5 protein-coding genes, 1 tRNA gene, 1 rRNA gene, 2 riboswitches and 1 other annotated feature are annotated in these 11,562 nt (G+C 46.6%); all 7 genes read right to left on the bottom strand.

Going from position 1 to position 11,562, the window contains the following annotated elements; genetic code table 11:
- Positions 1-874 precede the first annotated feature (874 nt).
- Positions 875-1,005 (bottom strand) — a sequence feature (16S ribosomal RNA rRNA prediction is too short).
- 814 nt (positions 1,006-1,819) lie between these two features.
- A tRNA-Ala gene (locus B9L23_RS01660) sits at positions 1,820-1,895 on the bottom strand.
- A gap of 55 nt (positions 1,896-1,950) precedes the next feature.
- Positions 1,951-3,431: ribosomal RNA gene (locus B9L23_RS01655) — 16S ribosomal RNA — on the bottom strand.
- Positions 3,432-4,193: 762 nt separating this feature from the next.
- Positions 4,194-4,736, bottom strand: a complete 543-nt coding sequence (locus tag B9L23_RS01645; RefSeq protein WP_089096756.1) for a GNAT family N-acetyltransferase — start codon at positions 4,734-4,736, stop codon at positions 4,194-4,196.
- A gap of 84 nt (positions 4,737-4,820) precedes the next feature.
- Entirely contained in the window at positions 4,821-6,146 is a 1,326-nt protein-coding gene (locus B9L23_RS01640; RefSeq protein ID WP_089096755.1) for an NCS2 family permease, read from the bottom strand.
- 99 nt (positions 6,147-6,245) lie between these two features.
- A riboswitch (purine riboswitch) is annotated at positions 6,246-6,347 on the bottom strand.
- A gap of 95 nt (positions 6,348-6,442) precedes the next feature.
- Positions 6,443-7,981 (bottom strand): glutamine-hydrolyzing GMP synthase, encoded by a 1,539-nt coding sequence (gene guaA, locus B9L23_RS01635; protein WP_081189587.1) that lies wholly within the window; start codon positions 7,979-7,981, stop codon positions 6,443-6,445.
- A gap of 61 nt (positions 7,982-8,042) precedes the next feature.
- Positions 8,043-8,144, bottom strand: a riboswitch (purine riboswitch).
- Between the two features lie 40 nt (positions 8,145-8,184).
- The gene (locus tag B9L23_RS01630) at positions 8,185-10,371 is read right to left on the bottom strand and encodes a DUF4129 domain-containing transglutaminase family protein (protein WP_089096754.1); all 2,187 of its coding nucleotides are present in this window, start codon (positions 10,369-10,371) and stop codon (positions 8,185-8,187) included.
- Complete coding sequence (locus tag B9L23_RS01625) at positions 10,368-11,555, bottom strand: DUF58 domain-containing protein (protein WP_089096753.1); 1,188 nt, start codon at positions 11,553-11,555, stop codon at positions 10,368-10,370. Before B9L23_RS01625 ends, B9L23_RS01630 begins: the two co-directional genes overlap by 4 nt.
- Positions 11,556-11,562: the final 7 nt, after the last annotated feature.

Below are 11,562 nucleotides of genomic sequence, written 5' to 3'. Positions count from 1 at the left end.
CAGGCACAAGACTAATTCTGACACAAAGCCTCTATTTTGAAAGAACATAAACATGCTCCTTCAAAACTGAACAAACCCGAAGCGTCCACTTCCGACTAGCCCATAAGGGCAGCCGCTTCCGCTTTTCGTACTGTCTAGCTTCGGCTCCTAGCCCCTCGGGCCGCTTCGGTCTCGCTGCGGCGGCAACAGCCTCCTCGCGAGCCCTCCAGCGCCTGTCGGGGCTAACCAGTCGCCTTCGCTTCTCCGGATCAACGCTTGCTTACAGCTCCCCGAAGCGTTTCGGCGTTTGCCCCGTCCTTCATCGGCTCCTAGTGCCAAGGCATCCACCGTGCGCCCTTTCTAACTTAACCATGCGAAAACAGCTTCATGCTTGCCGCCTTCGCTTCTCGGCTTCTTCCACTGTCTAGCTTCGGCGCCTAGCTCTCTTGTGCCAAATAACCTTCCCCCTTGAAGTGCAAGCACTTCTGCAGGTGAAGAACATTTGGCTTCGAGAGCTAACCGCGGCGCCTCCGCTTTTCTTCTCGGTTATCTAGTTTTCAAGGAACGAAGCTACTACTTTGAGTTCGCTTCTCTGCAGCTTTGTGCCGAGGAACCTAACTTCCTCGAACCTGCTTGTAGACGCAGGCACAAGACTGCTTCTGACACAAAGCCTCTGTTTTGAAAGAACATTAAACATGTTCCCTCAAAACTGAACAAGGCTACTGCCTTGAATCAACTTCTCTGCTGCCTTGCGTCGAGGAATCTAGCTTCTCTGAATCCACTCGTAGACGCAGACGCAAAACGACTGAAGGAGTGAAATGCTCCCTCAAAACTGAACAAACCCGAAGCGCCCACCTTATTTCACACACATACAGTCCTTAGAAAGGAGGTGATCCAGCCGCACCTTCCGGTACGGCTACCTTGTTACGACTTCACCCCAATCACTTGCCCCACCTTCGGCGGCTGGCTCCCTTACGGGTTACCTCACCGACTTCGGGTGTTTACTACTTTGAGTTCGCTTCTCTGCAGCTTTGTGCCGAGGAACCTAACTCCCTCGAACCTGCTTGTAGACGCAGGCACAAGACTGCTTCTGACACAAAGCCTCTGTTTTGAAAGAACATTAAACATGTTCCCTCAAAACTGAACAAGGCTACTGCCTTGAATCAACTTCTCTGCTACCTTGTGTCGAGGAATCCTGCTTCCTCGAATTCACTAGCAGACGCAGACACAAAACGTTTGAAGGAATGGGTAATGTTCCCTCAAAACTGAACAAACCCGAAGCGCCCACCTTATTTCACACACATACAGTCCTTAGAAAGGAGGTGATCCAGCCGCACCTTCCGGTACGGCTACCTTGTTACGACTTCACCCCAATCACGAAGCGTTTCGGCGTTTGCCCCGTCCTTCATCGGCTCCTAGTGCCAAGGCATCCACCGTGCGCCCTTTCTAACTTAACCATGCGAAAACAGCTTCACGCTTGCCGCCTTCGCTTCTCGGCTTCTTCCTTTGTCTAGCTTCGGCGCCTAGCCCCTCACGGTCGCTTCGGTCCTGCCGTGGCGGCAATAGCCTCCTCGCAGGCCCTCCAGCACCTATCGGGGCTAACCGCGGCGCCTCCGCTTTTCCTTCCGGTTATCTAGTTTTCAAGGAACGAAGCTACTACTTTGAGTTTGCTTCTCTGCAGCTTTGTGCCGAGGAACCTAACTTCCTCGACCCTGCTTGTAGACGCAGGCACAAGACTGTTTCTTAGGTTTATTTTCAACTCTGCGTCGAGGAATCCAGCTTCTCTGAATCCACTCGTAGACACAGACACAAGGCTACTTCTTTGAATTTTCAACTTAAATGGTGGAGCCTATCGGGATCGAACCGATGACCTCCTGCGTGCAAAGCAGGCGCTCTCCCAGCTGAGCTAAGGCCCCACATAGAAAGGGATGGGCCTAAGTGGACTTGAACCACCGACCTCACGCTCCTTAGAAAGGAGGTGATCCAGCCGCACCTTCCGGTACGGCTACCTTGTTACGACTTCACCCCAATCACTTGCCCCACCTTCGGCGGCTGGCTCCCTTACGGGTTACCTCACCGACTTCGGGTGTTGCAAGCTCTCGTGGTGTGACGGGCGGTGTGTACAAGGCCCGGGAACGTATTCACCGCGGCATGCTGATCCGCGATTACTAGCGATTCCGGCTTCATGCAGGCGAGTTGCAGCCTGCAATCCGAACTGAGAGCGGCTTTTTGGGATTCGCTCCCCCTCGCGGGTTCGCAGCCCTTTGTACCGCCCATTGTAGCACGTGTGTAGCCCAGGTCATAAGGGGCATGATGATTTGACGTCATCCCCACCTTCCTCCGGTTTGTCACCGGCAGTCCCCCTAGAGTGCCCAACTGAATGCTGGCAACTAGGGGCGAGGGTTGCGCTCGTTGCGGGACTTAACCCAACATCTCACGACACGAGCTGACGACAACCATGCACCACCTGTCACCCTGTCCCCCCGAAGGGGGAACGCCCTGTCTCCAGGGTTGTCAGGGGATGTCAAGACCTGGTAAGGTTCTTCGCGTTGCTTCGAATTAAACCACATGCTCCACCGCTTGTGCGGGCCCCCGTCAATTCCTTTGAGTTTCAGCCTTGCGGCCGTACTCCCCAGGCGGAGTGCTTAACGCGTTAGCTACAGCACTAAAGGGAAAACCCCTCTAACACTTAGCACTCATCGTTTACGGCGTGGACTACCAGGGTATCTAATCCTGTTTGCTCCCCACGCTTTCGCGCCTCAGCGTCAGTTACAGACCAGAGAGCCGCCTTCGCCACTGGTGTTCCTCCACATCTCTACGCATTTCACCGCTACACGTGGAATTCCGCTCTCCTCTTCTGCACTCAAGTCCCCCAGTTTCCAATGACCCTCCACGGTTGAGCCGTGGGCTTTCACATCAGACTTAAGGGACCGCCTGCGCGCGCTTTACGCCCAATAATTCCGGACAACGCTCGCCCCCTACGTATTACCGCGGCTGCTGGCACGTAGTTAGCCGGGGCTTTCTCGTTAGGTACCGTCACCGTACCGCCCTATTCGAACGGTACTTCTTCTTCCCTAACAACAGAGCTTTACGATCCGAAGACCTTCTTCGCTCACGCGGCGTCGCTCCGTCAGACTTTCGTCCATTGCGGAAGATTCCCTACTGCTGCCTCCCGTAGGAGTCTGGGCCGTGTCTCAGTCCCAGTGTGGCCGGTCACCCTCTCAGGCCGGCTACGCATCGTCGCCTTGGTGAGCCGTTACCTCACCAACTAGCTAATGCGCCGCGGGCCCATCCGTAAGTGGTAGCAAAAGCCACCTTTCAACCAAAGACCATGCGGTCTTCCCGTCCGCCGCTAACCGAACAGAAGCAAGCTTCCGTTCGGTCCGCTCGACTTGCATGTATTAGGCACGCCGCCAGCGTTCGTCCTGAGCCAGGATCAAACTCTCCAAAAAGAAAGTTGATTGGCTTTAATTCGGCGCCGACACCGAAGGTGTCAAGTCGCCTTCGCTTTTCTTATTGTCCAGCTTCAGCGCCTAGCTCTCTCGTGCCAAATAACCTTCCCCCTCGAAGTGCAAGCACTTCAACGGGTGAAGAACATTTGGCTTCGAGAGCTGATCGCGGCGCTTCCGCTTTTCTTATTGTCCAGCTCCGGCTCGCAACGCCTTGCGGAAAATAACCTTCCTCCGTCGACATGCAAGCATGTCTCGTCGGAAGAACATTTTCCTTTCGGCGTTATCCGCTCGCCTTCGCTTTTCTATGTGGACGCTTCGTTTTGTTCAGTTTTCAAGGAACATTTGTTTTGTTCTTTAAAAGCGACTCTTATAATATATCACTTTCAATTTAACATGTCAATATGTTTTTTTAATTTTTTTCGTCCGCATCAAAGCGGCTTTACTAATATAACATCATCGCTTATTAAATGTCAACCATTTACCATAGGTATTTTTATCCAACCAAACAACACTTTCTGTACTCTATATTCTATATTCACCACGATCACACATACAGCCAAACAAACAGCACATGCGTTTTATCCTTATATAGCCGCCAAGTACAATATTAGCGGCAATACCTTCGTTTATAACCTCAACCTAACACTATTAGGTAAATAACTTTTTCTTTGTGTTTGCAATATATTTAGCTGTCAAATCTCTAGTATAAACAAAAAGAAAGATGCCACAAAAGATCATTCGTATGGCACCCTCTAGTTCGCTTTAACGTTTCCATTCTCTCTCTAACATTCCATAAATAACGTGGTCAACGAAATGGTCGTAAAGCCACTCTGCTTCCCGGATCGTCCCTTCGTTTGTAAACCCTAATCGCTCAGGAATTGCCCTGCTTCGTTCATTTTCCACTGCGCAACGGATTTCCAACCGATGCAATTTCAATTCATTAAAGGCATAGTCGATACACGCTTTGCACGCTTTCGTCATTAATCCAAGCCCTTGAAACTGCTCCCCCAGCCAGTAGCCAATGCTTGTTTTTTTATTCGCGCGATCAATATAATGAAGTCCAATGACTCCCGCTAATTGTCCTTTATGCCAAATCCCTGCTTCAAAGCCGTTTCCAGCGGCAAATTTCTGCAATCCCCCCGCGATAAACGCTTTCGAATCCTCTACTGTTTTTGTTGAATCCACCCACGGAAGCCACTTCCGCAAATGCGGACGGCATGAATCAACTAACGCAAATAACCGTTCTGCATCTTCCACTGTAAGCAACTTCAGCCACGCTTCTTCATCCAGGCGGTGGATAAACATAGCGTCCCCCTCCCAGTTTTATAAATTTTTCCTACTATTATACCAAATCCAAATAAAAAAGCCCGCCGTTTTGGCGGACTTTTTCTATTCTCTTAAAAAGAGAAAGTATAAGATAAAGATGACAAACAACACATATAAAATCGGATGAACTTCTTTACCGCGTCCTCTTAAAATCATCGTAATTGGATAAAAGATGAATCCAACCGCAATCCCTGTCGCAATGCTATACGAAAGCGGCATCGTAATTAACGTGAAAAACGCCGGAATTGCAACTTCTAGTTTTTTCCAATCGATTTCTCCAATCGAAGATACCATTAACACACCAACAATAATCAACGCCGGGGCGGTGACAGGCGCGGTAACAACACTTAATAACGGCGAGAAAAATAGCGACAGCAAAAACAAAATTCCTGTTACTACCGCAGAAAAACCGGAACGGCCGCCAGCTGCGACCCCTGCCGATGATTCGACATAAGAAGTCGTCGTCGATGTTCCAAGCACGGCGCCGACCATGACCGCCGTTGCATCAACAAGCAATGCTTTCCCCGCGCGAGGCAGTTTATTATCCTTTAACAGCCCTGCTTGATTCGCTACTGCTAATAGCGTCCCTGTTGCGTCAAAAAAGTCGACGATGAAGAAAGTTAACACTACCCCAAGCATTTTTAACGAGAAAATGTCCGGTAAATGCTGAAGAGCAACGCCAAATGTCGGAGAAATATCCGGAACAGCTCCGACGATTTTATCTGGTACTTTGATTAAACCAAAAATCATTCCGACAATCGCTGTAATGACCATACCGTAAAATACGCTGCCATTTACTTTTCTTACCATTAATATTATCGTCACAAACAAACCAAAAATAGCTAATAGCGTATTTCCGTCTTTTAAATCGCTTAAACCTACTAACGTCGCCGGATTATCAACAATGATTTTTGCATTTTGCAAGCCGATAAATGTGATAAATAGCCCGATTCCCGATCCAACGGCGTACTTCAACTCTACCGGAATCGCATCAATAATTTTTTCGCGGATGCCTGTTAAAGATAAAATCGTAAAAATAACCCCTGATACGAACACTCCCGCTAATGCCGTCTGCCATGGGATGTGCATATGCAAAACAACTGTGAATGCAAAGAACGCATTTAGTCCCATCCCTGGCGCTAGCGCAATCGGGTAACGAGCTAAAATCCCCATTAAAATACAACCATACGCCGCAGCAAGCGCGGTCGCGACAAATACCGCACCTTGGTCAATCCGCAGCTCATTAGGAAAATCTTTTACCGCTCCTAATGACAGGGTAAACGGGTTAACGAACAAAATGTATGCCATCGACAAAAACGTTGTAATCCCAGCGATGATCTCCGTACGGTAATTCGTGCCGAGCTCTTCAAATTGGAAATACTTTTTCACTTACTGTCCCCCCTATAAAAATAAAAACGCTTCTAGTAAGCTACCAGAAGCGTTGACTAAAGAGGGATAATGAATATAGAGAGGACAAAAAAATGCACTCTCTACCCCATTATACCTCGTAGTCAAGCTATTTACGGTAGCTTGGTAGAAACTCCCGAGCCATATTCCCGGGATTATACGACGTATTTTGACAATATTCGCGATATAGGTACATTGTATCAGCACGATCGCTTTATGTCAATGAAAAAGACGAACATTTAATGATAAATGTCCGTCTTTTGTTCGTTTTACAGAAATCATTCCCATTCAATTGTTGCCGGCGGCTTACTTGTAATATCGTATACAACTCGATTGACATGCGGCACTTCATTGACGATACGCGTAGAAATTTTCTCAAGCACTTCCCAAGGAATGCGCGCCCAATCCGCTGTCATGCCATCCACCGATGTAACAGCGCGAATGCCGACCGTATAGTCATATGTGCGGGCATCACCCATCACACCGACGCTGCGAATGTCCGGAAGCACCGTGAAATATTGCCAAATTTCCCGATCAAGTCCCGCTTTTTTAATTTCTTCCCGTAAAATCGCGTCCGATTCACGGACGATTTCTAATTTTTCTTCTGTCACTTCGCCAAGCACGCGAATGCCTAATCCTGGACCTGGGAACGGCTGCCGCCAAACAATTTCATCTGGAAGGCCTAATTCCGTTCCAAGCGCGCGTACTTCATCTTTAAACAGCGTATTAAGCGGTTCGATGAGTTTGAATTTCATATCTTCCGGCAATCCGCCGACATTATGATGAGACTTGATCGTCTGTGCTGTCGCCGTGCCGCTTTCGATAATATCCGTATAAAGCGTCCCTTGTACTAAAAACTCTATTCCTTCTAATTTTGCCGCTTCATCATCAAACACATAAATAAATTCGTTGCCGATGATTTTGCGTTTTTGTTCCGGGTCGGTTACCCCTTTTAATTTTGATAAAAAGCGCTCTTTCGCATCCACTTTAATAACGTTCATATGGAATCCTTCGCGGAATGTTTTCATGACGCTTTCCGCTTCCCCTTTGCGAAGGAGCCCGTGATCGACAAAAATACATGTGAGTTGATCGCCGATGGCGCGATGCACAAGCACAGCCGCCACGGAAGAATCGACACCGCCGCTTAACGCGCAAAGCACTTTTTTATCTCCAACAAGCTCGCGAATTTTGCGCACTTCGCTATCGATAAAGCTTTCCATTGTCCAATCGCCTTTACATTGGCACACGTCAAATACGAAATTTCTTAAAATATCGTTTCCGTAAACGGAATGGCGCACTTCTGGATGGAATTGCACCGCGTAAAACTTTTTCGCCTCATTGCTCATTGCCGCAATTGGACAAGAAGCGCTAACAGCATCTACAGTAAACCCTTCTGGCGGAGCAGTGACTAAATCGCCGTGGCTCATCCAGACCACTTGCTCGTCTGGGAGACGTTCAAAAAGGGCGGAAGCGTTCTTTACTTGAATCATTGCTTTTCCGTACTCACGATGTGTTGCTTTTTCTACTTTTCCACCCAAATGATAGGTCATTAACTGCATGCCATAACAAATTCCTAAAATCGGCAAACCAAGCTCAAAAATTTTCGGATCACACGTAAACGCATTATCATCATATACGCTGTTTGGACCGCCAGAAAAAATGATTCCTTTTACATTCATTTCTTGAATTTTTTCCGCTGTAATCGTATGTGGATGCAATTCGCTGTATACCCCAAACTCGCGAATGCGGCGAGTAATTAATTGGTTATACTGGCTTCCAAAATCTAGAACAATAATCATTTCCTGTTTTTGTTCCATGTCATCACCTCATCGCAAAATAAAAAACTAGAATCGCCCCCGACAACTATAAAGGCAAAATTCTAGTTAATTCCGCCTTCATAGTCGGGTCGTTTACGGCGACCCGGTAGAGACTCTCGGACCATATTACCGAGGATATATGAAGGTACATATGATGATTTCATTAAATTTTAATCCATTCTATCAACTCTATCTATCAGCGGTCAAGATGCCGTTTTTTTAATTAAATTTTCCCATAATTCTTTCACTTCCGCCCATTCAACCCGAACGGTTTCTTGTTGATAAATCACCTTTTCATATAACAATGTCAACTTCGTCATTTCCTTTGTTTGAAACCAATCGTCGACATATGCGGCGTATTGTCTTAGCGTTTGATCTTGTTTCCGTTTTAATCCATAATCATCCAAGTGACGGAGTAAAGAAAGATACGCTTTCGTAAATCGGTCATTCCCCCGCTTATATTTGAATAGAAACAATGTAACATACGGCCACCATTTCCGTCTCGTTTTGTACAACACCAATACACAAACAAGCAATATAGACACTACAATCGTGATGCGCTTCCACGACAAAATGTCCAAAAAGCTGGTGAATGTTTCTTTCACACTTGATGAAGGAGAACGATCTTGCTCCATCACATCTTTTATAGGAACACGGCCTTGCTCGAGCCTACGCTGTCGAGGAACCGGCGCTGTTTCCGGCGTAGATTGCAAATCGGTAAACTCATATGGGTTCGCAAACCCTTGCGTTGGCTCAAACGGAACCCAGCCGATTCCGGAAAAATACACTTCCACCCATGAATGCGCATCCTTGTTCGTCACTTGATATACATTTTTTCCTTCTTCCTCTCCCAAAGTTGCTCCTTCTATTAGTTGCCCCGACGTATATCCCTTCACCCAACGTGCTGGAATACCAAGAGAACGTAGGAGCACAACCATCGAAGTGGAAAAATTATCACAATATCCTTTTTTTGTTTCAAATAAAAACTGATCGACGTAGTCATCCTTTTCCCCTGGAATAGCAACATCACTCGTTTCATACACATATCCGTTCATGTGAAAATATTGCTCAATTGCTTTTACTTGTTCATACTGTGTTTGCTTTCCTTTTACGATTTGTTTCGCCAAATCGCGCACTCGTTTCGGCACGCTTTCAGGAAGCTGCGTATATCGCTTTTTTAACCCCTCATCTTGCACTGGCGGTGCGGCGTTTAATTTATCAATGGAGAACGTCGGATATTCATAAGTAATATTATATGTCCTTAACATAATCGCATAAGCTGAACGATCAGTTGCATACATTTTTTCCGTTGCCGTGTCCAAACGAAACACAATGTCTTCAGGCGTATCTATTGTCTTTAGCCCAAGAGGGTAAACAATATGGAAATAAGGCTCCTTTATATGGATGCTAGCTGTCATCGTTTGTTTTTTCACCGATAGATTCCACCAAGAATAACCGATATCTGTATTTTTTTCAAATGTTTTTACTTGCACACTATCCGAGCTTTCCCATCCTTTTCCTGTATAAATATCTTTCGTTTCGACACGCCAATAATGCCGCTTTTGGTCTTCGGCAATAAAAACGACCGTATCATCGGCAATAAATGGACCGCCAAGCCGCGAATCATTTTGCCCATAGCCGATTTTTTTCACCTTTGCTAAAGCAGGATCATTCCGTTTTTCCTCTTGCGGGGCTGCATAGCTTCTCACAAACGCCACCGGATCCGGCCATTTAGGCGGCAGTTTGGGACTAAAATATCCGCAGATGAAAGCTAGTCCAATTAGGCATAAGCAGAAAACCGTCCATTTTCTGATTCCGCCTGCAATCGATGCCTTTTCACGCAACCGTTCTATATGCAGGAAGCTTAAGAGGAAAAAACCAAAGACGACTAAACGAATAATCGCACCGTTTCCACGAAACATGGTAAACGTATCTAGTACCGTAATGTACGTAACAGTCAGGACATAAAAGAAAAACAGCCGTTTTTGCGTAAATAGCCAATAATGCAGTAAATACGCCATCATCCATAACAAAAGAAAAAAAAGAAAGCTGCGAAACGAGTTGGTCAGTTCCGCCCAACGCATCGAAAATAAAATAGGGACGTGATCAACAATTTCCCGAACAAGCAGCTTCAGCACCTGCAGATAAGAAACATGGTAAAACAATGTGTTTAACGCACAGACCATATATGCAATCTTTATAAAAGCAGAAAGCCACACTGGAATCCGCAACAAATAAAGAAGAAAACAGACAGACACAAACCAAATAAAGACTTGCACATTCCTGGTATCAGACACCGTTTCTAGCGGAAGAAGCCATTCGATCAGCAGCCAGCAAGCCAACCCATATATAAGCAGATTCTTCCCGAGATTTTTAATTGCATTCATCATTCATCCCTGCCTTTATGCAAGGTCGTCATTATATTTCGCGGCGATACGACCACAACATGGATTCCTTTGTGGCGCAGCGCTTCCATCCAATTCCGCTCCTCTTTCGTCAAATCATCCTTGATAAGAAACACGGTTCCCTCATGGCGGCGTGCAGACATTTCGCCTAACGTGAAAACCAGCTCTTTCTGTAAATAAGAAGTAACATAGCAAAAAGCAACGGACGCTCTCCAGTTTGCTCTTTCATTGGAAATAACGCGCGCAAATGGCTCATGACTATCACAAGCTACTTTTGCCAGATGATAAAACAAGCGCTGTAGATGCTCCTCACCATTTCGAGCAGGAAAGATAGTGCGGTCGCTGCCAACGGATACAAGTCCTGTCTGCACCCCTTGTTTAATAGCGGCCCGCAAAAAAGAAGCAACAAATGTCACGATCTCTTCAAACAATGATGTTGGTGTACGATCAAGTACAACGATCAAATCATCCCGCTGCCGTTCTTCAAACTCTTTTGTCATCAACCGTTGCTTGCGGGCAGATGCTTTCCAATGAACCCATGAAAAGCGGTCGCCTGGCGCATATTCCCGAACCCCCACAGCCATCGTCATATCTCGATGAATCTGTAGCAAGGAAGCGGCCATTCCTTGGTCAAACTGTTGTCCCGCTTTTCGGTACATGATATCGATATAGCGAGGATATACTAAAATCGTTTCTTCTGCGAAATGGCTCGAATTCTTTTCTATCAGTCCGAAAAAGTCCGTAGCGGTAAGGCGAAGCGCGGAAAATACATGTTCCCCTCGCGGCAGCTCGCGCAATTCATACGTGTAAGAAAACGTTCGTTTCCAAATAAATGGAATCGTTACTTTTGTCTGTTCCATCTTAAGTAAAGGAACATCGGCTTCCTCCATCGTCAACGCCACAAATGGAAACCAAATCGGAAAACGCACTTCGACCGTTGCCGTAAGCGAATCGCCGGCATGAAACTGCCGCTGATGAATCACTCGCCTCACAATGACGCGATGAAACGGATAGACGGCAATTGCTAGTGAATAAAGACCAAATGGAAGAAAACTATAAAACAAAAACCAACTGACAAAGCCTCCCTGAAACATCGCATATGAAAAAAGGATCACAAATAAACTAAATAAACCAAAAACTTGCCGAATAAAGCGCGTTCGTTTTCTCATCCGTTTC

Origin of the sequence: Parageobacillus galactosidasius (assembly GCF_002217735.1) — a bacterium.
GTDB lineage: Bacteria > Bacillota > Bacilli > Bacillales > Anoxybacillaceae > Parageobacillus_B > Parageobacillus_B toebii.
Note: the sequence above shows the minus strand (reverse complement) of the source record. Positions and strands in the feature narration are given on the sequence as shown.

What these genes read in the sequence shown, in the direction of transcription:
- B9L23_RS01645 (WP_089096756.1), bottom strand. Translation starts at nt 4,736, where the DNA reads ATGTTTATCCACCGCCTGGATGAAGAAGCGTGGCTGAAGTTGCTTACA.
- guaA (WP_081189587.1), bottom strand. Translation starts at nt 7,981, where the DNA reads ATGGAACAAAAACAGGAAATGATTATTGTTCTAGATTTTGGAAGCCAG.
- B9L23_RS01630 (WP_089096754.1), bottom strand. Translation starts at nt 10,371, where the DNA reads ATGATGAATGCAATTAAAAATCTCGGGAAGAATCTGCTTATATATGGG.
- B9L23_RS01625 (WP_089096753.1), bottom strand. Translation starts at nt 11,555, where the DNA reads ATGAGAAAACGAACGCGCTTTATTCGGCAAGTTTTTGGTTTATTTAGT.